The 1,593-nt window shown below is 49.5% G+C and carries 1 protein-coding gene; it reads left to right on the forward strand.

The annotated features are described in order from the left end of the window. Positions 1–25: 25 nt before the first annotated feature. Positions 26–1,593 (forward strand): BCCT family transporter (locus KDK16_RS06270; RefSeq protein ID WP_257275195.1); only part of this gene is annotated, 1,568 nt, incomplete at its 3' end.

Genomic DNA, 1,593 nt, shown 5'->3' on the forward strand with positions numbered 1-1,593 from the left:
GTTTTTTGGCGTGGCGGAACCCGTCATGCACTTCCTGACACCTCCCGTGGGCGATCCGGCATCCATTGAGTCCGCCCGGGAATCCATGAGGATTACCTTTTTCCACTGGGGTTTTCATGCCTGGGCCATCTATGCCATTGTGGCCCTGATACTGGCATTCTTTGGCTATCGTCACAATCTGCCTTTAACCCTGCGTTCGGCTCTTTATCCGATTGTGGGTGATCGTATTCATGGTGTCATCGGGCATGTCATTGATGTCTTCGCCATTCTGGGTACGACCTTTGGTGTGGCAACAGCATTGGGTTATGGCGTGCTTCAGGTCAACTCGGGCCTGAATTACCTGTTCGATATCGATGTAAGCACCCATGTCCAGGTGGTTTTGATCGTTGTAATTACTGCTCTGGCCACCTTGTCCGTTGCCTCAGGTCTTGATAAAGGAATTCGCCGTTTATCTGAGATCAATCTGCTGCTCGCACTGTTGCTAATGGCCATGGTCATTATACTCGGGCCTACCATTTTACTGTTGCAGTTACTGGTGCAGAATATTGGTAGTTACCTGTCTGATATTGTCGACAAAACATTCAATCTCTACGCCTATGAACCTACCGACTGGATGGGTGGCTGGACTCTGTTTTACTGGGCGTGGTGGTTGTCCTGGTCACCTTTTGTCGGCATGTTTATTGCCCGTATCTCCAGAGGCAGAACCATTCGCGAGTTTATCTGTGGTGTACTGTTTGTCCCTGCCTGCCTGACCTTTATCTGGATGACGGTATTCGGAAACACTTCCATTGATCTGATTATGAATCATGGGGCGACAGACCTGGCTGATATTGTTCAGGTTGATGTCTCGCTGGCGCTCTTCAAGTTTCTGGAGTATTTCCCGGCCACAGAATTCCTCTCAGGAATTGCCATTATCATGGTGGTGGTATTCTTTGTCACCTCTTCCGACTCCAGTGCCATGGTGATTGATATGCTGGCTTCTGCGGGTGAAGGGAAAACTCCGGTCTGGCAGCGTGTGTTCTGGTCTTCATTGATTGGTCTGGTGGCACTGGTACTGATGCTTGCCGGAGGACTCAAGGCTCTCCAGACGGCCACGATTGCTACGGCTTTACCATTTTCTATCGTGTTGTTGGTTTCCGGCTATGGACTGCTAAAAGCACTGGCACTGGATACCGCCAAAAAAGAGAGTCTGACCCAAACCACGCTGGCTCCGAGCCATGCCAATGTCTCTATTCCATGGCAAACCCGATTGCAGAATATTACTCACTTCCCTGAACGTAAAAGTGTCAGGGTTTTCATGCGAAGTGTGGTGCTACCCGCCATGAAGTCCCTCTCCAGAGAGTTGGAAGAACAGGGTGTGGAAACTGGCATAGACTTTGACCGAAACAAGAGCATTGTCTCTCTGAATGTGTTTCATGGTGAGGAACAGGACTTTCTCTACAAGGTCAGCCCACGTTCCTACGTTCAACCCAGCTTTGTCATTGATGATGAAGAAGAGAGTAAGTACTACCGTGCAGAAGTCTTTTTGAGGGAGGGCGGTCAGGACTACGATATTATGGGCTGGACCAAAGATCAGGTCATTGGCGATATTAT

This window comes from Endozoicomonas sp. SESOKO4 (assembly GCF_024606275.1).